The sequence below is a fragment of the Streptomyces melanosporofaciens genome, from assembly GCF_900105695.1.
Taxonomy (GTDB): domain Bacteria; phylum Actinomycetota; class Actinomycetes; order Streptomycetales; family Streptomycetaceae; genus Streptomyces; species Streptomyces antimycoticus.
Genome location: NZ_FNST01000002.1, coordinates 5190309 through 5214171 on the forward strand (window position 1 = coordinate 5190309; position 23863 = coordinate 5214171).

Annotated in this window: 19 protein-coding genes; 11 read left to right on the forward strand and 8 right to left on the reverse strand. The window is 64.4% G+C overall.

What is annotated here, in order from left to right:
* The first annotated feature begins 538 nt into the window (after positions 1 to 538).
* Complete coding sequence (locus BLV72_RS25345) at positions 539 to 2089, forward strand: outer membrane protein assembly factor BamB family protein (protein WP_244320951.1); 1551 nt, start codon at positions 539 to 541, stop codon at positions 2087 to 2089.
* Positions 2090 to 2161: 72 nt separating this feature from the next.
* Here the strand turns inward: BLV72_RS25345 and BLV72_RS25350 are convergent, their stop codons facing one another.
* From BLV72_RS25350 to eccE, 3 genes are all read right to left on the reverse strand, one after another.
* Positions 2162 to 2392, reverse strand: a complete 231-nt coding sequence (locus tag BLV72_RS25350) for a DUF397 domain-containing protein (protein ID WP_093465055.1) — start codon at positions 2390 to 2392, stop codon at positions 2162 to 2164.
* Positions 2393 to 2487: 95 nt separating this feature from the next.
* Positions 2488 to 3051: a hypothetical protein gene (locus BLV72_RS25355; RefSeq protein ID WP_425288394.1), complete on the reverse strand. Its 564-nt coding sequence runs from the start codon at positions 3049 to 3051 to the stop codon at positions 2488 to 2490.
* Positions 3052 to 3292: 241 nt separating this feature from the next.
* Positions 3293 to 4636 carry a type VII secretion protein EccE gene (eccE, locus tag BLV72_RS25360; protein WP_244320952.1) on the reverse strand — a complete coding sequence of 448 codons (1344 nt, stop codon included), beginning with the start codon at positions 4634 to 4636 and terminating at the stop codon, positions 3293 to 3295.
* Between the two features lie 184 nt (positions 4637 to 4820).
* Here eccE and eccB point away from each other — a divergent pair, with 184 nt between their 5' ends.
* The 10 genes from eccB to BLV72_RS25410 all read left to right on the forward strand — a co-directional run bounded on the left by eccB (position 4821) and on the right by BLV72_RS25410 (position 16044).
* Positions 4821 to 6383 carry a type VII secretion protein EccB gene (eccB, locus tag BLV72_RS25365; protein ID WP_093465058.1) on the forward strand — a complete coding sequence of 521 codons (1563 nt, stop codon included), beginning with the start codon at positions 4821 to 4823 and terminating at the stop codon, positions 6381 to 6383.
* Positions 6384 to 6404: 21 nt separating this feature from the next.
* A complete protein-coding gene (gene mycP / locus BLV72_RS25370; protein WP_093465060.1) occupies positions 6405 to 7688 on the forward strand; it encodes a type VII secretion-associated serine protease mycosin in 1284 nt (427 codons plus the stop codon).
* 77 nt (positions 7689 to 7765) lie between these two features.
* Positions 7766 to 8230, forward strand: a complete 465-nt coding sequence (locus tag BLV72_RS25375; protein ID WP_093465062.1) for a hypothetical protein — start codon at positions 7766 to 7768, stop codon at positions 8228 to 8230.
* A 7-nt stretch (positions 8231 to 8237) separates the two neighbouring features.
* Positions 8238 to 10103 carry an alpha/beta hydrolase gene (locus BLV72_RS25380; protein WP_093465063.1) on the forward strand — a complete coding sequence of 622 codons (1866 nt, stop codon included), beginning with the start codon at positions 8238 to 8240 and terminating at the stop codon, positions 10101 to 10103.
* A gap of 88 nt (positions 10104 to 10191) precedes the next feature.
* Positions 10192 to 10677 (forward strand): hypothetical protein, encoded by a 486-nt coding sequence (locus tag BLV72_RS47385; protein ID WP_143059804.1) that lies wholly within the window; start codon positions 10192 to 10194, stop codon positions 10675 to 10677.
* Between the two features lie 296 nt (positions 10678 to 10973).
* Complete coding sequence (locus BLV72_RS47390) at positions 10974 to 11459, forward strand: hypothetical protein (RefSeq protein ID WP_143059805.1); 486 nt, start codon at positions 10974 to 10976, stop codon at positions 11457 to 11459.
* Positions 11460 to 11836: 377 nt separating this feature from the next.
* Positions 11837 to 12298 (forward strand): hypothetical protein, encoded by a 462-nt coding sequence (locus tag BLV72_RS25395; protein WP_093465068.1) that lies wholly within the window; start codon positions 11837 to 11839, stop codon positions 12296 to 12298.
* Between the two features lie 1597 nt (positions 12299 to 13895).
* Positions 13896 to 15149, forward strand: a complete 1254-nt coding sequence (gene mycP, locus BLV72_RS25400) for a type VII secretion-associated serine protease mycosin (protein ID WP_093465069.1) — start codon at positions 13896 to 13898, stop codon at positions 15147 to 15149.
* 130 nt (positions 15150 to 15279) lie between these two features.
* Positions 15280 to 15654 (forward strand): WXG100 family type VII secretion target, encoded by a 375-nt coding sequence (locus BLV72_RS25405; RefSeq protein ID WP_093465071.1) that lies wholly within the window; start codon positions 15280 to 15282, stop codon positions 15652 to 15654.
* Positions 15655 to 15747: 93 nt separating this feature from the next.
* A complete protein-coding gene (locus tag BLV72_RS25410) occupies positions 15748 to 16044 on the forward strand; it encodes a WXG100 family type VII secretion target (protein WP_244320953.1) in 297 nt (98 codons plus the stop codon).
* 67 nt (positions 16045 to 16111) lie between these two features.
* Here BLV72_RS25410 and BLV72_RS25415 read toward each other — a convergent pair whose 3' ends face one another.
* The 5 genes from BLV72_RS25415 to BLV72_RS25435 form a co-directional block, all read right to left on the reverse strand.
* A complete protein-coding gene (locus tag BLV72_RS25415) occupies positions 16112 to 16807 on the reverse strand; it encodes a hypothetical protein (protein ID WP_143059806.1) in 696 nt (231 codons plus the stop codon).
* Positions 16804 to 19113, reverse strand: coding sequence for a hypothetical protein (locus BLV72_RS25420; RefSeq protein ID WP_093465074.1), 2310 nt, complete (start codon positions 19111 to 19113; stop codon positions 16804 to 16806). Before BLV72_RS25420 ends, BLV72_RS25415 begins: the two co-directional genes overlap by 4 nt.
* Positions 19114 to 19159: 46 nt before the next feature.
* The gene (locus BLV72_RS25425; protein ID WP_093465075.1) at positions 19160 to 19606 is read right to left on the reverse strand and encodes a type VII secretion target; all 447 of its coding nucleotides are present in this window, start codon (positions 19604 to 19606) and stop codon (positions 19160 to 19162) included.
* A 1449-nt stretch (positions 19607 to 21055) separates the two neighbouring features.
* Positions 21056 to 23338: a DUF6571 family protein gene (locus BLV72_RS25430; RefSeq protein WP_208905718.1), complete on the reverse strand. Its 2283-nt coding sequence runs from the start codon at positions 23336 to 23338 to the stop codon at positions 21056 to 21058.
* A 12-nt stretch (positions 23339 to 23350) separates the two neighbouring features.
* Complete coding sequence (locus tag BLV72_RS25435) at positions 23351 to 23824, reverse strand: hypothetical protein (protein ID WP_093465076.1); 474 nt, start codon at positions 23822 to 23824, stop codon at positions 23351 to 23353.
* Positions 23825 to 23863: the final 39 nt, after the last annotated feature.

Genomic DNA, 23863 nt, shown 5'->3' on the forward strand with positions numbered 1-23863 from the left:
CTGAACAGGTTCTCCACCGGGTACCCCAAGACTAATCACCATGAGCGCCGCGAGGGCAGGCCCGTCCGCGCACTCAAGCAGTCCGAGACCTCACCGTGCCTTACGGCGGTACGTACCCGGCAACCACGGGGGGAAGTCCAAGCGTCCGGTGGTACAAAGAATCCCCGCTCAATGCCGTTGCACAGTGGGACCTGCGACCACGTCGCCCCTTTCCGGCCGGTGCCGCCGACCGGATCGCCGGGAGGAGGCCGACCGGTCGGTGGACTCGCGTGAGAGGTAGGCGCAGATGTCGCAGCCGCCCCAGCCCCCCAACCAGCCGCCCTCCGGCGGCTTTGGCCCGCCCCCGGAGCCCGAGGAGCCCCAGCGGCCTCGGGTGGCTCAGGAGCCCGGCCAGGGCGGCTTCGGTTCGCCGCAGAGACCTCCGGTACCACCCGTGCCGCCCGCCGCGCCCCCGCGACCCCCATCGGCTCCGTCGACGGGCCACACCCCGCCCCAGATATGGGACACCGGCGTCCTGCCGTCGAGCCCGCCGCCCGGCGTGCCCGGTCCCCCCGGCACGGACCCCGCGAACCCGTACGCCCAGAGCCCGTACACGAGTCAGCCGGGGTACGGCGGCCCGCACTCCCCGCCGCCCGGCCGGCCGTACGGCGCGCATCCGCCCAGCGGCGGCGGCCCGGGCCGTAGGCGCAAAGCCCTCGTCATCGGCGCGGCGGTGGCGGTACTGCTCGTGGCGGGTGGTGGGGTGTACGCCGCGGTGGGCGGCGATGACGACGGTAAGAAGCCCACCGCCGGCCCCACGACGACCACCCCGGACCGACCGCGGACACAGGACCCGACGCCCGGGCCGACCGGCAACGGCGACAACACCGGCGGCCGCGGCAGCGGCGAAAGCGACCCCAACGACCAGCGCCGGGCGGGCGAGGCGAAGGTCCTCTACCAGACGCCCGCGCCCGAGCTCAGCAAGAAGAACCTGGAAGTGCCCGGCTTCTGGGCGATGAAGGGCTATGTCGTCAAGGCGGTCGAGAACAAGATCGTCGCGTACAAGGACGAGGGAGGCAGCAAGTGGACCCTCTCGCTCCCCAAGGCGGTCTGCGCCGCTCCCCACTCCACGACCGGGGGCAAGGTCGTGGTCGCCTATGAAGGCCACGGAAAGGACTCGTGCAGCCAACTCGCCCTGATCGACCTGAACAAGGGCGTCAAGCTCTGGGACCACCACGCCCCCGAGGCCGGTTCCCTGGGCAGCGGCTACAGCAACGTGGGCATGGCACAGAGCGGCGACCTCGTCGGCATGGCCTGGTTCGGCGGCTCCGCCGTCATCAAGGTCGGCGACGGCAAGGAAGTCTCATCCCCAAAGCCGAGTGCGGGCTGCTCCATTGACGGTTACGCGGGCGGCAAGGTCCTGCTGCGCGCCTACTCCTGCACCAATGGCACCGCGAAGCTGCAGCAACTCACTCCCAGCGGCTCGATCAAGTGGACCTACAGCGTCCGTAAGGGCTACAAGGTCAACAACATCTTCTCCAGCAGCCCCGCCGTGGTGGCCCTCACCGACCAGAACCGGCAGTCCGGCGGCATCCTGGCCATCTCGGACAACGGCAAGGAACGCTCGACCCTCGCACTGGGCAAGCACTCCTACCAGCCGGAGTGCGGCACGGACATCTTCGGCACGAACATGGGCAACTGCGAGGGCGTGGCCGTCTCCGCCGACACCTTCTACCTGCCGACCGAGATGACCCAGGACCAGGGCACCGGCTCGACGAGCGAGATCCACGCCTTCGACCTCAACACCGGCAAGCGCAAATGGGCCGTCAAGGTGGCCGAACGGCTCCTGCTCCCACTGAACATGGACGGCAAGACCCTCATCGCCTACGAAAAGCCCTCGTACAGCGAGCCCGGCCAGATCGTCCGCATCGCCCCGGACGGCGGCAAGCCGAAAACCCTGCTACGCCTGCCCCAGGCCACCCAAAGCACCGAGCGCGACTTCTACTCCGCCACCCACACCTACCGCAACGGCAACTTCTACATCGCCACAAACCGCGTCACCGGCAGCGACACCACCCCCGAAAAACTCCTGCTGGCCTTCGGGCCCTGAGCGGCGGCCGAGCGGCGGAACGACCGTGGGGGTGGACACCGGCCGGTGTCCACCCCCCCCGGCCCGCGCTTCTCAGGTCAGATCGAATTCGCCGTCCCGCGCGCCCAGGACGAAGGCACGCCATTCGGCCTCCGTGTAGCGCAACACGGTCTCGGGGTCGGTGGAATTCCGCATGGCCACTGCCCCATTCGGCAGGTAGGCGATCTCCACCCGGTCCTCGGAGGTGCTGCCAGGTGCGCTCAGCCACTCGACATCGGAGATGTCGAGGGCGTACAGCTCTTCCTTCTCTTTGGCGTCGGCCATCGGTGGAGAATCCCTTCGGGTACCGCGGAAACTAGCCCGCCTGGTGCTTGGCTGACAGTCTCATCCACGGTGTGCGCGGCGGCAATCGAACACCGTCAGTCCATGCGGCGAGCCCCGCCCAACAGGCCCGACTCGACGTCCGTCGGATGGGTCGCCACATAGAGCCGGGTCTGGCGATCACACCAAAGAGTGACCCCGTCGGGGAGCGTGGACAGTGACTCGACGTCCATGGACGGCAGCCCCATGATCCGCCCGACCTGGACGGCCTCCTCGGGGGACACCCGCTGGACGCCCACCAGGTCCGCGTTCTCCATGAGCCGGGGCGCGACCGGGCTCAGATAGGGCAGAAGCGTCAGCACGGACTGCCATGGCGCCGAGGAAACCCGCCCGCGCGGCGGCCGCATGCCCGCGTCACGGATCACCAGGACGGGGCTGCCGATCGACGGCCCTTGTGGCGGCACACGTCCCACGTCGTGGAGCGTCATGCTCTGGTACCCGCCGTTCGCGGCCTGCGCCAATGACGCCCACATCTGCTGACGGCCGGTCTCCACGGTGACCCGAGCGCCCGTGGCGACCGCTCGCAACCCGATCACCTGAGCTGTCCACAGCCCACCGACCAGGACGACATTGAAGGGGGTGGGACGGTGCAGGCCCAGCACGGCAGGTTGATCCCGCGCGCCGACGCCGATCACCACCCCGTCGTCGCCGATCGGCAGCGCCAGCGCGTCGAACTGCTCCGGGGGGAGTTCATGCCCTTGGCGCCGCGGCCCGATCAGCCCGAAACCCCGTCGCAGCCTGCGGGGGCGGGAATTCCCGGCTCGTCCGTCTGACCGGGCATGGGGCCAGGTGTGGAGGGCGGGGAGTAAGACGGGCCGCCTGAGACGGTCGTGGACATGGCCATCAGCGGGTCCCTCCCAGGGGCAGAGTGGCGAGCACGCCGGGTACCTGCTCACGGTCCAGCCGTGCGAGCCCCACCCGTACCCCACGGGCGGTGCGCTGGAGCTCCCGCCGCATCCCGACCAGGTCGTCCGCGCTATGACCCGTGATCCGTACATACCCGCTCACCGTGGGGGCGGGCCGGCCACCCTGCGTCCCGCCCCGTCGCAAGGTGAGGCTGAACGTGGTCGCGAGCGCGGGCAGCGACGTCAGCAGCGCGGCCAGCTGGGGCAGCGGCGTGGCACCCGGCCCCAGCTGCGGCCACCGGCTCACCCAGTAGGTGGTGTGCCACCGGTCGTCGCAGCGCCAGGCTCGTGTGCTCTCCACCGTGCGCCGACTGAGCGTGTTGGTCTGCCGGGCCTGCGCCGTCGCTCGCGGGTTGACGCTCGCGGCGGTGGCGATCGCCGCTGTCACGCCTTCCTCCGTCAGGAGCGTCACGCCGAAACCGGCCCCCTGCAGTCTGCTCGACAGCTGATCCGCGGCCCGCAGCACGCACCGCTGCGCGCCCGCGAGGCCCCCGCCCCTGGCCGCGACGGCCTCCGGACAGAGCTCCGGGTTGAACTTCAACGCCACCCACGTCACACGGACCGCGGGTGCGCCCGTCTGCTCCTGAAGCGGACCGTAGTTGCGCACGGGCACCGTCTGCGCCGACAGATGGGGCGCGGGCGCCGCCAGCGCATGCTGTACCACCTGCACGGACTCCAGGACGATTCCGTCGACGTCCATGGCGTCACGCAGCAGCGAAAGCGGAAGCGGACGCTGCGTACGGTGAGGACGCAGCGGCGAGTCCGTCGCGTCCACCTGCAGGATGGCGGTCAGGAAGGTGCCGTCGCCCACCAAGCCGACCATGCGCCGCTCACGATCGGTGAACGTATAGGTGCGCAGGGCCGGTTCGCACTCCAGGACGGGCGTGAACACGGGGTCCGCGCCCGCGTCGATCGGCTTCGCCGCTTGCCGCTGGCGCCTGCGCAGCGCGAGCGCGGTGCCCAGCCATTCCGGAATCGGCTGCTGATGACGCGTGACCACGGCCAGCAGAACCAGGACGACGCCCACGACTCCGGCGGGCACCAGCAAGAGCTTGTTGGCGACCCCTGCGGCCAGCACGATCGCCGCGGCCACCTCGACCAGCACGAATTGCTGCAGCCGCAGAGGGCCGATGCTGCCGGGCCGGGACGTCGTGCGTGGGGTGGCGGAAGCGACGGGGGCCGCTGTCGGGGGAGCGTCAGCGGGCGCGGGCGGACGGGGTCCGCTCGGTGCTCTTCGGCCGGACGCGCTCCTCGCGGTACGTGCGCGCGTTGCGGCAGCCATCCCCGTCAGCCCCCTCATATCCGAAACCGGCCCGAACGGCCCGGTCGTCGACCGCCCGCCGGTGAGTGTCCCCGGGCGGCATGAGCCAGTTCACTACCGGCATAGTAGAGGGTCGGTACGACACCAGGACCGACGGCAGGCTACCTGACTACCGAGGCCGAAAAGCGGGGAGAAGCGGCTAAAAATGGCATCACGGCGGGATGAACTCAACGCCTATATCTATGCGAAGAAGCGGACGGTCGCCGCGTTCTTGCAGCCCACGCCGAGTGGTACGGAGGAGGGCGCGCCGCGTCCGCTGCGCGCGGTCCTTCCCGGAGTCGTCGTCGGGGCCTTGATTCTCGCCGGCTTCGGCGCCTGGGGCATGTTCAAGCCCGTCGCCCCCAAGGGGTGGGACACGCCGGAATCGCATGTGATCGTCGGCAGTGACTCCACCACTCGGTACGTCATCCTGAAGACCGACGGCAAGCCGCAACTCCACCCCGTGCTGAACCTCGCCTCCGCCAAGCTCCTCCTCGACCCGGAGAAGTCCAGCATCATCAAGGTGAAGGAGTCGGAGCTCGACGACGGCCACATCCCGCGCGGCCCCACCATCGGTATTCCGTACGCGCCGGACCGCATCCCCAGTGCGGACGAGGCGAAGAAGCGCATGACGTGGGCGGTCTGCGAACAGCCGGGCGGCAATGGGAAGACCACCCAGAAGGCCGTCTTTCTCTTTTCCGAACGGGACCCGAAGCTGAAGAAGATGCGGGGATCCCAGGCGCTCCACGGTGGTCAGGCCCTCTATGTGCAGGGCCAGGACGGTGCCCGCTATCTCGTCGACCCGCGGGGCGTCAAATATTTGATCGGCGGCCCGGACTGGAAGGCGAAGTCCGCCGAGGACAGCAATCTGCTGTTGCGTTCGATCTTTCACGACGGGGCTCAGCCGCAGCACGTCACCAGGGACTGGCTGGCCACCTTCAGGGACGGGGCACCGATCGACTTTCCGCAGGTTCCCGGCCGGATCGGGGATGACGCCGGGGTGTCGAGCCTCGGTGAGGCGAACCGGGTCGGCATGGTGCTCGAAGCGCCCACCGGAGCCGGCACCCAGAAGTATGTGGTGCTGCAGGGCAAGGTCCAACGCGTCTCGGAGTTCGTCGCCAAGCTCCTGCTCAGAAGCAAGGCCTCGATCAATGAGGCGAGTTCGGCCAAGCGAGTGGCGGCCCCGTCGTTCACCCCGGACACGGAGACTGAGTTCTACGGCAAATACCACTGGCCCAGCGAAATCCCGAACCAGGCCAACTCCGTCGATCCCGCACTGGGCAGCGGAGCCCGGGACACCAGCTGCAGCGTCATGGACGGAGTGACCGGCAAGGGCGGTGCGAAGGTGGCCACTTGGGCCGGCAAGGACTTCCCGGCCACCATTCCGGACGGTGCCACCAGCGCCTATGTGACCCCGGGCTCGGGAGTGCTCTACCGCCAGGTGAGCGGTCGCCAGATCAAGAACGGACCCGTCTTCCTGGTGACCGACACCGGCCTTCGCTACTCGGTCCAGTCCAACAACGACAGCGGTTCCGGCACCTCGAAAATCGGCGACGACGGCTCCGACAAGAACAAGGCCACCGAGACCCAGCAGGACGTCAACAAGGCCCAGCGCAGCCTCGGATACCAGGACGTCAACCCGACTCCGGTGCCCGCGGACTGGTCCGAATTCCTGCCCACCGGTCCACGCCTCGACGCCAACAGCGCCAAGCAGCCCCAGGGTTCATAGGACATGAGGAAGCCCGAACACATGCGGCGCATCATTAAACCCTTCGCCCTGTCGGCGGCGACGGCCCTCACCGCTCTGACCGTGGCAGCCGGAGCACCGCCCTCCCCAGCAGCCGGACCGATATCACCCTCCACGGCGCCGAATCCGTCCCTCGCGGGCAGCGGCGAATGCAGTTACCCCGCCAAACAGATCAAGGGCACCCCCTGGTCCCTTCAGCGCGTCATGCTCGACCAGCTGTGGCACGACACCAAGGGGCTGGACCCGAAGGGCCGTCCGGTCAAGGTCGCCGTCATCGACACCGGTGTCGACAACACCAATCCTCAGCTCAAGGACGCTGTCGACGCCAAGAGCGGCAAGGAGGTCCGCAGGGCCGGCAAGAAGGGCCTGTCCAAGGGGAAGAAGGGCGACGGGACGGACGACTCGGTCGGCCACGGCACCAAGGTCGCCGGCATCATCGCCGCCCGCCCACACTCGGGCACGGGGTTCGTCGGTATCGCACCGAAAGCCGAGATCATCCCGATCCGGCAGAACGACGAAAAGGGCTCCGGTACCACCGACACCATGGCCACGGCCATCGACTGGGCGGTCGATGCGGGAGCCCGCATCATCAATATCTCCCAGGACACCGTCAAGCCGCTCCAGGCAAACAGCAATCTGCAGCAGTCCGTCGAGAAGGCGCTGCAAGCGGACGTCGTCGTGGTCGCCTCCGCCGGCAACGACGGTCTCGACGGAAAGGTCAAGAAGACCTACCCGGCCGCTTACGACGGCGTCCTCGCCGTCGGCGCCTCGGACCGCAACAACGAGCGCGCCGCCTTCTCCCAGTCCGGCGACTTCGTCGATGTCGCCGCCCCCGGCGTCGAAATGGTCTCCACCGTCCCCAAGGGCGGCCAATGCGTGGACAACGGCACCAGCTTCTCCGCGCCCTACGTCGCCGGCGTCGCCGCCCTGATCCGCGCCAAGCACCCGGACTGGAAGCAGCACGAGGTGGTCGCCCAGATCGAGCAGACCGCCGAGCGAGCCGTCAACGACCACGACCGCTTCATCGGCTGGGGCGTCGTCGACCCCGTCCGCGCCCTCACCGAGGACGAAACCCGCATCGACCACGTCACCCTGGACAAGGGCGCCGCCCACGACGTCGCCGCTCCCGACCCCGCCCCCATGCCCCTGGGCGAGACCCCCGAGGAGCGAAGGGAACGCCTCGCGACGTACTCCGTGGGAGCCGCGGCCGTCATGGTGGCAGGCATAGCGGGCCTGGCAGCCGTTCTCAACGAACGGAGGCGCCGTCGCTCCGGAGTAGCTGAGTAGGAGTACTCATGGAGGCGCCTGATCATTTTCCTACACTGAGCTATTTGACGTCGCTGTGAATCATGTGAGGGGGGCGTATGTCGACGTTCGAGGCGGAATGGGCGCAGATGAAGCGCGAGGCGTCCGGTGACACGGGGATGAGTCTCGCGAGCGCCGACGACAAGCCGGGATGGGCACAAGGCGGATCAGGCGGGGTGAAGTCCAGCAAGACGGCCTGGACCACAGCCGGTCGGAGTGTCGGCAAGCTCCGGGGGGACATCAAGACGGCGCTGACGAAGCTGGAGGAGGAACAGACCGGCCTGGGCGCGGGCAGCGACTCCGGTGGCGGCATCCGGAGCGCGGCGGCCCAGCGGGAGCTCTACAGCTCGTGGAAGCGCTACCTGAAGGGCGTAAGCGGGAAGTGCGGCGCGATCCAGGACCGGCTTGAAAGGGCCGGGGATCACCAGTACAAGAACGACGAGGCCACCAAGTGCGCGTTCGACGGGCTGGACGTCCTGTACAAGGACACGAAGCCCGTCGGCGGCGACAGCCGGGGCCGGTGAAGCGGCGGTGGATTACGCGACGCTCAAGTCCCTCAAGCCCTCGGAGTTCGAGGATGCCGCGAGCGGCTATCGGACCGTCGGCGACATGGCCAGTCAAGCCAAGGATGACGTCGAGAGTCAGATCATCGCAGGCATGCGGAAACCGGTCGATGGCCAAGCCGTTCTCGAAGGTGAGGCCGCTGAGGCCGCCGTGGTGCAGCTCCGGAAGCTGGCGACGAACTTCCACTACACCCAGGTCGAATGCGCTCTCATCACCACTGCCCTCAACTCTCTGGCCTACGAACTACGAGCAGCCAAGGACACGCTCGACGCCGCTGTGGAGGACGCCGAGGCAGAGAAGTTCACGGTGGGCTCCGACGGCTCGGTGAGCTACCCCGCGGCCGGTGACAAGGTCGACGGCAAAATGCCGGAGGGCGGCACGGTCCAGGGCAGCGCGAAGGGCAAGCCCACGAACCAGCCGATCGACCCGACCGGCGACGCGAATGACGCCGCCGACGCCCTGGATCGCCAGGCGGCGAACATCCACCCCAACCCGAACTTCGGCCGTGCGGTGGCGATCGCCAATCGCATCGCCCAGGCGGTGTATGACGCGACCCAGGCCGACGAGAAGTGGGCCCCCAAGCTGCGCAGCCTGAAGGCCGATGACGATCTGCACGTTTCCCGTTACGACTGGGCCGACACCCAGAGCGACACGAGCGGTGTCCGCAGCGGAGCTAGAGACTACCTCGACGACATCAAGCATCCGCCCAAGGACGGCAGTCCTACGGATAATGCGAAATGGTGGAAGGGCCTTTCCGATCAGGAGAAGGCCGACTATGCAGCCATGTACCCCGCTGGCCTAGGCAAACTGGATGGCATCCCCGCGGATGTCCGTGACGAGGCGAACCGTATTGAGCTGGCGGAAAAACGAGCCGACTACCAAATCCGGCTCGATGCGATACCAAAGGAACCTACCAAGTTCAAGGATCTCGGTCCCAACGTTACAGCCTACACTCAAGAATGGCTCGACTGGCACCATAAGTACGAAGGCGAGAAAGGGCGCCTAGAAGGTGCCCTGAAGGGCATGGATGCCATCCAAAATCGGTTCGATCAGACCGGTCGAAAAGGCTTGCCGGAGGCGTACCTGCTCGGTTTTAGCCCTGAAGGTCGGGGGCGCGCGATTGTCGCCAACGGAAATCCGGATACGGCCGACCACACTGCCGTCTATGTCCCTGGTACAACTTCGAACCTCAGCAAGATTCACGGGGACATTAACCGCATGACGAACTTGTGGCATGCATCCGAACCACTGGCGCCGGGGCAAAAAGTCTCGACCATTACCTGGCTCGGTTACGATGCGCCGCAAAATATTGTCACGGACGCCACCCGCCCCGGATACGCGAACACTGGTGCGCCCGCGTTCAACCAATTCGTCGATGGTCTGAACGCGTCGAACGAGTCGGGGACGGACAGTCACGTAACTGCGATAGGCCATTCCTACGGCTCCACCCTCATCGGTTCCGCAGCGCGCCAGGGGGACCTGAACGCGGACGATGTTATCTTCGCGGGAAGTCCGGGTGTCCAGGTGGGCAGCGCCGAAGGCCTGGACGTACCCAGGGGGCATGTCTGGAACGAGTACGCTGACGATGACCCTGTTCCCGAACTAGGCCGCGCATTCCACGGTGGCGACAAGAGCAGCCGCTTCTGGCACGACGCGGACATGCCCATCATTCCCGCCGATGCCCAATTCGGAGCTCATCAGATGACGACCGACACCGAGGGGCACAGTGGCTACTGGGATTATGACTTGGATCGTGAAGACAGCTCGCAAAGTCTGCTAAACCAAGCCAACGTGGTAGTGGGGCGACATGACAAGGTGCAAATCAGTGACTAGCTCCGCGCGTAACCGGATGGGACTTATTTCGTCTATCGGTATTATCATGTCTCTGGCTTCGGTATGGGCATTGGCGGGATGTTCGGGAATGAGTGGTAAGAAGAAGGACGAGCTGGGCTATACGCCGAAGACGCGGACGGTTGCTGACGCGGAGGAAGAAGCGGCTGGTCTTTCCAGTGAAATCTTCGACGTCATTGACCTGCGCGGAAAGACGAGCAAACCGGGACCGTCGGTTGCCCGATGCAACGGCCAGGATGAGGATAAATTCTATAAGATCAACCATGCTTGGTCACTGTGGGGCGTGCCTGTCAAGGATATGAAGCAGGCCATGGCGAGGCTCAAGGAAGACCTCCCGCAGAAGGGCTGGAAGATCGTCGAATACGGGCCCGACAAGAGCCCGAGCAAAAGCCCCGAACTTATTGCGGATTCCATCAAGAAGCAGTTCTCGGTCAGTATCCATCTCTACGACGAGAGTGACAAGAGCGGGTCCAAGGCACCCAAGTCCTTGATCTATGTGCTTATGACCTCGAACTGCTTCCAGGTCCCTGATGGCCAGACCGTAGATGAGTACTGACCGACTGAGGCATGGCGCCACCGAGCCTGCAAACTACTGACCTCATACATGCCCCGGTCTCAGTGGGAGCACCCACGTCCCTGTCTGAGCAAGGTTCTGCGCTGGACTTGGGTTGTCACGGTGGGTAACCCAAGTGCCGGACCTCGCCTAAACCCGGCCCCTCCGTGGCGAGGGATGAAGCGTGTCGGAACGTATGGGGAAGTGACACGAAAGTGACAGAGTCCGCACAACGCCGATTCGCCTGGCGTGTCGGCCTCGCCATATCTTCCCTCATCGCCGCGACAGGATGCTCAACGGTGACAAAAGACGACGATGGTCTGGATTACACGCCACAGCACATGAGCCTGGAAGATGCAAAGGACTTGGTCAGGCGACAATCCAGCAAGATCCTCGACCTCTCTGAACTGCGAGGCGACGTTTCCCCGGCTGCCCCGCACGCCAGCCCCTGCAAGGAAGTTGATCATGGCTACCGTGTGAACCATTGGTGGTCGGTGGTGGGGCCGTCCGCGGATGCTCTGAAGGAAGCCATGGACAGGCTTCATCGTGAGCTTCCGAAGCATGGCTGGAAGGTCTATCGCTATGGAGAGGCCAACTCCAAGGCACGTCAGCTTCGACTTGAGGTGGAGGACAAGAAGGAGCACCACACGGTGACGATCGAGCTGAGTCTTCCTTCCACCTACCCGAATCCATCGAAGTGGGAGAAGAAGATGCGCGACAGCATCTCGATCTCGCTGGCATCGCCCTGCTACGTCGATAAGGCTTACAAGCCCAACGACCAGTAGAGGGCTGTGGGTGGGGGTGAACGCTGATCCCGCCGCGCACAGCCGCACTGTGCCCCCCGCCGCCACGCTGTGGCAAGCGCGTTCAGGGGCCGACCGCGCCAGGCCCATACCCGGTGCCGTGTTGCTGCGTGCTGCGTCTCCTCCGAGAGCGAGAGGACGTCGGGCTGTCGTCCCGAGAAATAGGTATGCGTACTCATGTGCGTCTGTGGTGAAGTCGATAGTGTCACCGGATGTGACGTGTGCCTCGTATGCGCCATTTGGGGGAGGGGACCGTTACTGAACCGTCGACGTCCCACAGCTACGGGGCAGTTGGGGCGTTCAAGCCTGACGGATAGAGTGGCTTAGGACATCGTTGGTGTCATACGGGGAGGGACAGCGTGAGGCCCATAGAGCCGGGGTCTGAGCCACAGACGCCGTTCGGCAAGAAGCTGGTCAAGGAAGCCGAGACGCTTGCGAAGTTCAAGACGCGCCTGGACAAGGTCCTGACCGACCTGGAGAAGTCCCCGGCATCGCGCAAGACGATCTCGCAACAGTCCATCACGCGGGACGCGTACGGCTCGGGCTCCGGGTTCACCTCTTCTGACGACCTGGCCAACCTCTACGAGAAGGTCCACGCGCGGCTGGAGACCCTGTGCAAGTCCTTCGGCGACCAGATTGAGGCCATGGGCCTCTTGGCGATCGTCGCCGAGCGTGGGTACGACGGCATGGACGCCGAACAGGCTCGTCGCATGCGGGAGATCCAGGCACATACGCAGAAGTACTACCGCGAGCCCACCGAAAAGCACGCTGGTCAGAGTGAGAACCACGGCAGCAAAGAGGTCGGGGGCGACGCGCTGTGAGGGGGAGAAGGTAGATGGCCGGGGGGAAGTTCGAGAATCGGTCGCACGACGAGCTCTACAACATGGTCGCTTCCGCGCAGCCGGGTCAGCTGACCGACGTCGGTGCCGCGCTGATGGCTGCCTTCGACGACATCAACGCCATCGCGGACGAGCTGAAGGCCCACGCCGAGCGGGTGCACTGGGAAGGCGAGGGCGCCGACGCATTCCGGACCTGGGGTCGCGAGGTGGCCAAGCAGACCCACAAGATGGCCGACTACACCTTGCTCGTCGGCCTCCATATGTCCACTGCTGGCCAGGGCCTGACCGAGGTCAAGGCAGCGATGCCGGCCCCGACGGCGGCCGATGACAAGAAGCACAAGAGTGATGCGGAGAAGGCGGTCGCGGACAAGCACCACCTGGAAGCGCTCCAGCAGATGGACAAGCTGGACTCGTACTACGAGACGGCGTACACGGAGATCAAGGCTCTCGAGGAGCCGAACTTTCCACCTCTGCCAGCCGGGTTCGCTCCGCCCAGTAGTGAAATCCGCTCTTGGCCCCAAGGAGTGTCGGGAGAGAGAACGACTGGCGGCGGAACCGTAGCCGGTCCCTCGTCACCGGGCACTGGTGCCCATTCGCAGAAGTCCCTGGGCGCTGATGGCACTGGCGTACATGGACCCGTAGTGGATCCGGGCACGATGCCGGATGCGCATACGACCATCGACGCCACGGACACTCTGCCTTCGCCTGAGGTTATCGACAAGACCAGGCATCCTGCGTCACCGCCTAATATGCAGGAGCACCAACCTACCCCTGTGGTGCCGAACGGACCCAGGCCGCTCCTGCCAAGTGCCCCGCCGCCCATCCGAGGCGGGGGCAACCCTGTACGTGAGCCCCTCGCGCCTTACCAAGGGGTGGCAAAGCAGCCTCGGCCGACGACCCTACCTCGAACCGGATTGCCTGACGGCATTCACGGTGGGCAACAGGCTCGCCCACCAGGGCAAACCAACACTCCGCGGATTCCCCGCGGCAGGGTTATCGGAGAAGAGCAGGGGCTCATGAGGCGTGGGCCGATGGGACCCGCCACGCACGGTTTCAAGGGCACGCCTTCGCCCGCGAACGGCGGGCCGGGCCGACGACTCGCCTCAGAGCCGGGTGGGACCGTGGACAGTCCACGAGGACCGAACAACGCGAATGGGCAGCGTCTACCGAAGGGCGCGGTCGTCGGAGACGAACATGGCATCCCTCTCAGGCGTGGTCCCCTGGGCACGGGCGGTGTGCCCGCCGATGGAGGTGCGCATGCGCCCGGGAGCAGTGGTGGCCAGGGGCGGCGGCTCGCGTCTGAGTCGGGAGGCCCCGTCAGCGGTACGCGTTCTGGGCGGGGAACGCGGTCCGAGTTCACCCCAGGGGGATCCGGGCTTGTGCGCGGTAACCAGGAGGAGCCTGAGCCGATGCCGCGATCTGGCGGGACAGCCCCGAACGGCTCGGAACCCTCCGGCTCCAGGCCCGATTACCTTCAGGAAGACGAAGAGAGCTGGTCGGGTGGACGGCGTGACACGGTCCCGCCGGTCATCGAGTAGATCGACAGATCCCTGTGCAATGCCGAGGAGAGCACTCACCTATGCCACTTCAGAAGTACGGAGCGCGGCGGCGCTCCCTGTCGGCTCTGGCGACACTCGGAGCCGGGCTCATGGCGGTGAGTGGTATCGCGCCTGCGGCAGCCGCACAGGACATCAGCTCGCAGCAGTGGTACCTGAAAGACATGCAGGCTGACGGTATGTGGAAGGTGAGCAAAGGCAGGGGAATTACCGTCGCCGTTATCGACACGGGCGTGGACGCTTCACTGCCAGAGCTGAGAGGCCGGGTTCTCGATGGTATAGACGCCTCTGATAAGGCTACCGATCCCACTGACGATCCCAACGGGCACGGTACTAGTATGGCTGGCATTATCGCAGGTACCGGTAAAGGCGGTGGCATTCAAGGGCTGGCACCTGAGGCGAAAATCTTGCCGGTGAAGGCATCGCTCGTTGAAATGAAGTCGGAATCCGTCGGATCGGTGATGGCAAAAGCCATCAAATATTCTGTTGATCATGGGGCGAAAGTCTTGAATATTTCGCTCGGAGTGACTGGACTTCCTGGTTACTTCTCCAAAACTCAGAATGCCGTGAACTATGCCCTCAAAAAGGGAGCCTTGATCTTTGCGGCAACTGGAAACGCTGGTGACAAGGAGAACCATTCCGAATACCCTTCGGTTCTTCCCGGTGTCGTTGGCGTAGGCGCCATTGACCGCACAGGCAAGGTGGCCAAATTCTCAACGACCGGCGATCAGGTCGGATTGGTGGCAGTCGGAGACCAGATCCCCGTGCGGTGTAAGGACAGCGAGTCGGTCTGCATGACGCGCGGGACCAGTGATGCCACCGCCATCACCTCCGCCTCCGCCGCCCTGATCTGGTCCAAGCACCCCAAGTGGACCAACAACCAGGTCCTGCGCGTCATGATGCAGACCGCCGCGAAGCCCAAGACTGGTGACGTCCCGAGTAGCTATGTCGGGTATGGCTCGGTTCGTCCTCGCAAGGTGCTTCTGGATGGCGAAGGGGACCCGGGGCCGGCCAACACCAATCCGTTGCTCGCTCGTGAGGGAGCTACGAAACCAAAGCCCTCAGAATCGGCGTCTAAGGCCGCAGGGGACGCCTCACAGCCCCCCGCATCAGATAAGCAAGCCGCTGAGAAGCCCGCAGCAGAGGCCAAGGCGAGCGACGACGGCGGTAATACGACGCTTTGGGTCGCCTTGGGCGCGGGCGTTGTCGTGGTCGCCGGGGCCGCGGTCGCCTTCACCGTCGTGCGACGTCGTGGTGGAACGATGGCCAGGCCGTAAGCAGCAACAGCAACAGCACCAACTACAGCTAGACGCTTCCTGCCATGTCGGGTAGGAACTCCACAGAGTGGTGAGCTGACGAAGAATCCCCAGCTCGGCTCACCAACACATCATGGGGGAAGGTGGAAAGATGTCGGGCTCGCAGCGGATTAGCGACGCACATTTCAAGAAGTTCGAGGGCGACCTCGGCCGCGTCAGCGAGGACCTCTCGCAGAACCTGCGCACGCTGATCAACGCCATCGACACGGTGGAGGCGGCGTGGACCGGTCAGGGCGGAAGCGCGTTCAGGAGGGCGCAGATGAGCCTCAATGAGGACCACGAGGCTCTGCGTCAGCTGATCGTCAACATCCACGAGGCGGTGCAGCTCACGCACCGTTCCGGTGGTGCCAACGACAGTGAGATCGCGTCCCAGCTCCGCAGCGTTGACGTCAACGGCAGCGCGGCCGGCGGGCACCTCGGCAGTGGTGCGGATGGCCTGGCCCACAGCAAGGTCGACCAGTTCTAGTCGCTCAGGGGCGCCATCAAGGCCCCTGGGACAGAAATGATCGACAACCATCAAGACACCACGAGGGGTGGAGCATAAGTGTCCGGTGACGGGATGGACATCAAGGTCACATACAACTCGCTCGAGGACACCGCCGGTGACCTCGAGCGCGGCGCCAGGGTCGTGAGCCAGCAGATCGAGGCCATCATCGCCTCGGTCAAGACCGTGACCGAAGGTTGGGAGGGTGAGGCTCACCAGATGATGCTGGCCGCCGAGAGGCAGTTCAAGACGCGCGCCAACCACATCGAGAGCACGCTCAAAGAGGTCGCGACCAAGGTCAGGACCGGCAGCATGGACTACCACGCGACCGACAAGAAGTCGGCTCAGCTGTTCCAGGACATCACCATCTGAGGCTCTGGTCGCAAGTACATGGGGGTGGGCAACCGCTTCAGCGGTTGCCCACCCCCATGTTTGCGTTTTACCGCAGCCCCGGCTTCGGTGGCGGTGCCACATCCTTCGGGTCCGGGTATTCGGGAGTTTCCCGGCAGTCCAACTGTGACGTTATCTTCTTCGCCGAGGCGATGAGCAGTTTGGCGTGGGAGTGGTCGCTGACGGTGAAGTAGTCGCGCAGGGCGAACTCCAGGAAGCGAGCGCCTCCCGATTCTGTCCCGCTGCCGCTGCCGCTGCCGAGGTCACACGTGACGCGGAGCCTGCCGGCGTCCTCCGGGCCGACGGTGGTCGTGTAGTGCACCGATTGGCCCGACGGGGGCGAATGGGGAGTCCACGCCACGGTGATGGCGAGCAGTTCCTTCCCCTCAGCCTTGTCCGTCAAGGTACAGAGGTCCTCGGGCGTGCCTCTCCTGGCCGGCTCCTCCCGCAGTGCCTTCGCTACCTGACCGGTGCTCTCGGTCTTGACCGGATAGACCTTGCTGGGCCCGTTCGGTTCCCGAGCCTCCTTCGCGATGGCCTCGTCGAACAGGCCATCGCAGGCTTGGGCGACAGGTATGAGCCCGGCGCCGGCGGTCGGCTTCGAGGTCGGCTTCGGGGCCCCGGATTCGCCGTCGTCGCCGCCACAGCCCGTGACGGCGATGACAGACGTGCAGACGAGGGCTGCCAGTCGCCCCAGAGTCGGGCGAAATTTGCGGTGCACGATCTCTCCTGTCGACTCCATCAACTGCCGCTCCCGGTCAGCTGGGCGTCACCGACGCCACGTATGTAGCCGGCCTTTACGCGCTCGCTGGCCTGGTTGTACCAAGCGCTGTTGTCGAGTTCAGGATGGCCGGCGATATAGGCGTCGAGCGGGTTGACCGAACGACGCTGACTCGTTTCGACGAACTTCTTCTGCATGTTGTGAGCGTCTGCGTCGACCTTCGCGTCGAACTCCTTCTGCTGCTTCTCGATTTCCCGGTCGATGTTGATGCCGGCCTGGGTATCGATGGCGCCGGTGGCGGCGTCGACGAAGGGCGTGACGAAAGGCGTGGCCTTGGCCGCCTCGAACGGAACGGTGACGAGGCTGGTGACGGTGCTGATCCCGGTACTCGTCCGGTACTTCTGCCACTCTCCCGCCTCGGACAGCTTCCTCGCTTTCTCCTCTTTGCTGTCGTTCGCGTCGCTCATGATGGCGTCCGAGCGAGCCTCGTCCAGGATGCCCTGCGTCTCCGCGCCGGTGCCCAGAGCCAGAGTGAGAGGGTCGTCCGCATTCGGATGGGCCTTGAGAACGTTTGTCGTGAAGTCGTGCTGGGCCGCGGAGAGAATCTGGTAGCCGCTGTCATCCCTGCCGACCGCCGACAGGAAGTTCTTCGCTGTCTCATTGGCGACGGAGATGTCGGACGGGCCGAGTGCGCCGAAGGCGGCGTCGCGGGTTTTCGCCCCCGATTCGGCATCGCCGTGGTTGGCGGTGGCCCAGTCCAGATTGTCGATGTAGCCGGCGCCCACGCGGGCCAAGCTGTCACTGAGGCCTTGTTTGTCCGCGAGGATGCCGGAGTTGTCGCCGACCACACTGATCAGCTGTGTCGCGACATTGACACTGGCGGGGTCGCGGTGGAGGCCCAGCTCGGGTTGGTCGTACGGATGCCCCAGCGAGGCGGCCTCGAAGGCGTGCCCCAGTTCGTCGTAGCCGTATCCCTTGCCGTCGTCGGCGAAGAAGTTTCCGTTCAGCCACTTGCGTTCCTTGAGCAGATACATGAGGTCGTCGTTCGGCGGGACGCTCGCATCCTGCTCAAAGCGGTCACGGTGGAAAATCGTCTGCGCCGCTTCGGGGTTGTGCCCCAGCGACTCCATGTAGCCGGCCATGGGGTCGACTCCGTGGTCATTGTCCTCGCCGAAGTTGACGTACGTCTCGTACCCGTCGGGCCAGTAGAGGTCCTTCAGGTCGTCCTTGTGCTTGCGGTCGAACTCGAACAGGCCGCCGGTGCGACCGTCCTTGCTGTGCGGATCGGGGTAGCCCTTGCCGTAGTCGACGAGGAAGTCCTTGTCGTACTCGCCGTACCGCAGGAGGCTGCTCATCACCTGGAAGCCATACGACCCCGGATCACGCGTCCCGGCCTCCCAGTCGGTGTCCATGACACGCTGGGGCCCCAGCTTGATGATGTCCTTCTTCCACTGCTTCATCTCATCGCTGTTGGAGTGAGAGGCGGTGGCGAGGGTGTAGCCGAGAGATCTCTGGAGCTTTTCCAGGTTCTTGGTGCGTTCGTCGCCGAACTGCTGACCCGTCGTGACGTGCTGCCAGAATTCGAGGGTTCCCTTCGGGCCGAGGTCGGTGGCGAACTTCTCGGAGAAGTAGGGGTCGCCCTCGTGCCGGGCGAGGAGCGTGTTCGCCCGCGCGATCTCGGTGGCGCTGAGGTTCTTCTTGGACTTCGCCAGCTCCTCGACCTCTTTGAGGTCCTTGCGTGCCTGCTCGCGACCGGCCTTGGCGTCCTTGGTGCTGGTGTACCCGTCGGCGGAGAACCCCTCTTTCCGTCCGTTGCCGTCCTGTGTCAGTGCCCAGGCCAGGATCTCGTCGGTCGTGGTGGCGTTGGCGACGATCTCGTTGATGTACCGGTTGTAGTCCGCCACCACGTCGCGGTAGTTCTTCGCCTGCATCCCTTGTTCCGCCGGCGTAAGGTCATCAAGGTTCGTCGGCTTGTAGGAGACGTGCCCGGTGTCGTCGATCGCCAGTTGCTTCGAGTCCTCGACGTCCTTCTTGTATTCCAGGAGCTTCTTCTTGGCCTCCTTGAACGCTTTGTGTGCGTCGTGCAGGAGGCTATGGACGTCCTCGGCCTCGCAAGCGGCCAATTCGATTTCTTTCGCCGCTTTTTGGATCCTCGTGAAAGCTGCCTCCGCCGCCTCGCCCTCCCAATCCGAGTTGGTCAGGGGCGTTTCCACCTCCGTGCGCAGATTCGTGCCGACCTGTCGGAACTTGCCTGGCAGGGTGCGCCACTTGCCGACCGCTTCGGAGAGTGGGGTGAGGTCGACGGTGATGAGCGAGTGATATGTGACCATGTGTGCTTCCGCCTTGAGCTGGGGCCGTCGTTCCGGGGGGCAGGTGCTACCTGGCGACCTTGTCCTGGCCGCCGCCCTGCTTCTTCCCTCGGTCAAGCCCCTCGCCGACGCCCTTGTCGGTCACCTCGAAGTGCGTGGCGGCGTCCCTCAGCGGCCCCGCCAGGCCCTGCGACAGGAGCCCCTGGGCGTACCGCATCTGGTCCCGCCACCGCTCCTGGAATGTGGCGAAAGCTGCGGCGGAGTCGAAGCCCTTGAGGCTCGCTTTCACCTGACCGGTCTCGGTCATGGTCTCGTTGTCCGCTTTGGCGAAGCCGGTGCTCACGTGGTCGACCTTGCCGGCCTTGTTTCGCAGTACCGAAGCGGTGACCTTCAGCTTCTTCTGTGGAATTCCCCGGCCGCCGTTGCCGTCGTCGAGCTGGTTGAGCCGCATATGGGATTCCTGCTGCTTTGCGGCTTCGGCTTTGATATCAGCCCATTCGTCCTCGAATGCCATGATTCCCCCGTTGATTGACGTCGCAAAGCGAACTTGTTTGATGTCCACGTCAAGCTAGCAGGGGGCTGTGCGGCTCGCAGCCCCCTGCGCACGCCGCCCTACTGCTCCCGTAGTCAGCCCACTTGCGTCAGCGGCATCACACCTTCGGGAGACGAAGAAGGCGCGGCCGGGCGGCATGGGGAGAGGGCAGACGCGGCCGGGGCGTCGCCCTCTGAAGGACTCCTCACCCGGGCGGAGCGGCCAGGCCGGGCCGAGGAGGCTGAGAGCGTGGACCAGTTGGGCCGTCGCCGCGCCTCATGCCGACGCGATCATGACCTTGTCGCTACGGGGTTGAGTGCCCATGATGCGGGGCATTCGCATTGTTTGACCGCGCCCGGGGCGCGCAAAAACCCGGTGACGTGCTGTATTGCGGAGCGCATCTAGCTACGAGAACAGTTAGTCATTCCAATGAATGACTACAGGACCATCTGGAAGGCTCTCGGAGCCCGGGCACTTGACCCATTCTCGAGACATATCCCGTGCCGCCTATGCAGCAAATGGAGCGAACGGACGTGGCTACACTGGTGCCAATAGTGATGAGCTGCCAGCCCCGGTATATTTCTCCGGATGGGAGCCATAATGCATGTACATCGCTCCATTGCGGTTGCTGAGGTAGCTATATGATTCACCCAGACTTACCAGGATCCCCTGACCATGGATAAGTTCGCTGATTTGATGTACCTTGAGCGCAGAATTTGAATGGCGTCGAGTGAGGTTGCTCCTGTCAATGGGACCCATCGGACCCAGAGCCATTCCAGTGAACTGATACGGGTCCGTCCTGCAGCTTCGCTGAATCTGGACACTTGAACCATTCTTGGGACAAAGTGCGAGCTACCTGGGCGGTGAATTCGAGGTACGCGCGGTCTGTCGTCGTCAACTTATGAGTTGTTCGACTGAAGCTGTCAGCCTGCTCTGCGGCATCGGCATTTGTGGCAATAATCAGTCGGTCTTCGGGGTATCGTGTAGACGGGCAGGGCACGTAGAGCCTGATTCGGTTCTTGTCGGTCATGGTGCCGTATGCGTCACCGAGAGAGACAGGAGTTCCTCGGCGCTGGATGCGGCTGCGCGTGTATTTATTACCTGGAATGCGAGTGAACCCGATTCCGACTTCCTGGTCCCCGGCCTTCAGGACGCATTCCCCGCTATACCCAGGGGTTGGCTTCGAGAAGCCGGATGTGTCTTCCTCGACCTTTGATCCCTTGGTGGGAAGCAGGGGGGCCACGGTCTTGCCCGGGATACGTTCGAGGCAGACTCTGGATGGGATCTCTATCGCGTCGTCGTCTGAACGTGGATCGGCTGTCATCCACCATACCCCGGCGCCGATGAGGGCCATGGTTAGTGTAGCCATGATGACTATCCTCGGTCGTGACCTCAATACCTCGGACGATATCGAAGCGAGAGGCATTCCGTTCACCTAGCCTTTCCATCGGAGAACGCCACGTTAGATGCGCCGTATACGTCATCAACTACGCCGCTGATCTTGTCCTCGTGAAGTCCAGCCTGTTTAGCCGCGGCGCGCGCTGCCTGCTTCATGGACTGCCCGGTGTCCTCACGTTCACCATCCAAGTAATCTTCTCGGTTCTCTGTGATCTGCTGGGCCGCTTCAGCCGGGTCCTTGGTGTAATGACCGACTACGGATTCCTGGATGTCTTCAGCTACCCAGCCGGCCGCATCGCCCGCCACGGGGATTTTGCCAACCCCCATTTCGACGATGCGGGATACCCATTTGTTTCCTGTCTCCAACTTCTCGTTGTATTGATTGATCTTTTCCACGCTGTCGTCCGCGGCGGCTATTGCATCGGCCCGGCCAACGGCTGTGATGCCGGCGATGGTTGCTCCAGGAGTGGTCGCACGAGCGGCGACGCTTGAGGCTGACTCGCCCCCAGGGTCGGCCAGTGCATCGCGCATCATTTCGGTGGTCACGGCCTGCCTGGCGTGTGTGATGGAGGCGTAGGCGTCGGGGTCCCATGCGGTAGCACGCAGAAATTGCTTCAGATGTCCCTTCTCGACATCTTCTAGGTAGGCGTCGGCTCCGAAATGGCCGATGTAGCCGCTTTCGTCGCCGCCGGAAATCGATCGCTGAATATCGTGCATGTACTCGGCCGAGATGTTACCTAGGCTGTCGGCAATCGGTGCGAGGTCGCCATCCGTCTTCATGAGGCCAGGATTCGCGCCGAGTTTGTCCACTAGTGTTGCAAAAAGTTCTGCCCCTCCCTGGCTGTGCTTCACTGAAGGCCCGTCGCTGTCATACGCCCGGCCAGTCGTGGCGGACTCAAGAGCGTGGCCTAGTGCATCCTTCCCGAACGTCTTACTCTTTTCGTCCGGCAGGACGTAGCCGCTTGTCTTGTCCGCGGGCCATTCGCGGCCGCCCTTCCCGTCCTTGTCGCCCAGGAAGTAATCAAGGTTGCTCAGCTTCTTGAGGTCGTCGTTCGCGCCTTCACCCGTGGAACCGTTGAAAAACGCAGTCGACGCCTCGGGGCTGTGACCGAAGGCTTCCAGGACCCCGGTCATCGGATCCCAGCCGGGGCCGCCCTTTTTGTCGAGGTTGAGGCCGAAGTGATTCTCGCCGTTGAACTGGTCAGGAATGGGCCAGCCGCCACCTTTTCGTTCGATGGTGACCATGTCCTCGGCAACGGGGACGAGGAAGCTCTTGTCGTAGTTTCCATGTCGCAGCAAGGACGAGAGGGCCTGATAGCCGACGGGCTCGGCGTGGTCGAACCCGATGCCCAGCTCGAGTTTGTTTCGACCGACCCGCTTGAGCTCTGACTGCCATGCCTTACCGAGGTAGTCCTTGTTCTCACGGAACGCGGTGTCGGGGTTGTCCTTGCCAGAGGGCGGGTCGGTAGCGGTCGCCAGGGCTACGCCCATGCTTGTTTGAATGCTGTGCGCCAGCTTGAGCTGGGTCTTGTCTCCCTCCGCGGAGGCGTCGATGGCGATTTGCGCCTCGAAACGGAGTGCGTCCTTGGGCCCCAGGGACTTGTAGAAGTCGACCGTGAACTCGCGATCCTTTGCGTTGTCCGACAGCAGTTGCTTGAGCTCTGTGAGCTCCTTGGTGCTGAGCTCCTCGCCCTGCTTGTACTTGGCGAGGCTCTTCTTGGCCAGCTGAACCGCTCGCTCGGCCTGGACGTCATCCAGCGAGTCGTACTTCGCATGGCCGAAGTTGTGGCTGTCGCTGCCGTGGATCTTCTTCAGGGCGCCGGCCACGGAGTTGTCGATCTCGTCTGCCTTGGCGATGAGGTTGTTGATCCGGCTCGCCAGGTCGTCCAGATAGTCGAGTTGCTTCTGCGTGCGCTGGTCGCTGTCTCCGCGCTGATGGAGATAGACGCAGTACACCGTGCCGTCGTCCAGGCCTGTGACCCGGACGTTCTTGCTCTTGGCCTCGACATCGACGATCTTCTTGATGTCCGACTGGACCGAGACGAGGTCCGAGTGTGCGTCCCGGAGCATGCTCCAGATGCCCTTGGCTTCGGTGTGGGCGTCGCCGAACTCCTTGGCGGTCTTGCGTACGAACGGTTTGGTGACGTCGGAATTGGCGCCTGCCCAGCGGGCCGCGTCGGCCTGCTTCATCATGCCGTCAACGGCGTCGGTGGCCAGCGTATCGAGCTGGTCCACCATCTCCTTCCAGTCGTCGGCCGCAGCTCCGAGGCTGCTGAAGGAGACGTGATAGATGTCGTCGAAGGTCAGGCGTGCCATGGCAAGTCCCCTTTACTTGTAGTACTTGGAGATTTCGGAGGCCGGCATGGCGCTGCCGTCCCTCCGTGCCATGGACGCAGCGATCTTCGCATCCTCATTGGTGTGCGACTTTTTTGTGTAGTCGAGATGGTTCGAGATATGAGCGCATGCCTGGAGGAGCGTTTTGAGCTGATCGTTCCACATCATCGCTGTCGTCGTCAGAGCATCGCCGATGGTGAAGTGGTGTGAGGAGAGGACGGTCGCCGCTTTGGAGGTTGACCCGTCGTCCTTGGCGCCACGGGTAATGTCGCCGGCTTTCTTGAGACGGCCGTGCAGTATGTAGGCTTCATGGCCCACCCGGCCCAGGTCGTCCTGGTTCACGACCAGATCGCCTCGAGAGGACGTACTGGCCGCGCCTCCACTGTCCGCCTGGTTGAGGCGCATACGTGTCGACTGTTTGTCCACGGCCGCGGCCCGAAGCTGGGACCACTCGTCGTCGAACGTCATACTTCCCCCAAGATGTATGAAGCCGCGTGGTCTGCACGG